At 46.5% G+C, this 245-nt stretch carries 1 protein-coding gene; it reads left to right on the top strand.

Annotated elements, in window-relative coordinates; translation table 11 throughout:
- Positions 1-245: YfhO family protein (locus IEQ44_RS18760; RefSeq protein WP_193639471.1), on the top strand; the 245-nt coding region annotated here is incomplete at both ends.

Below are 245 nucleotides of genomic sequence, written 5' to 3'. Positions count from 1 at the left end.
GCTAGGTGTCGCGTTCTCCGCATGGTTGCTATTACCAACTTTCTGGGCACTCATTCAAAGTAAGGCTCAATATAATGTGACCAAGGTTCATTGGAAACTTGAATACGCGCCCTGGAAGATGTTAGCTAAGTTCGTCACCGGTACTTTCAACTTCGATCAGATGCCATCCGGTCAACCAAACTTTTACGTGGCATGGTTAGCAGTTCTCGCCTTTGTGCTCTTCTTCTTACGGCGCCAGTTCAAAT

The organism is Nocardioides malaquae, from assembly GCF_015070385.1.
Classification (GTDB): domain Bacteria; phylum Actinomycetota; class Actinomycetes; order Propionibacteriales; family Nocardioidaceae; genus Nocardioides; species Nocardioides malaquae.
This window is presented reverse-complemented; position numbering and strand designations above follow the sequence as displayed.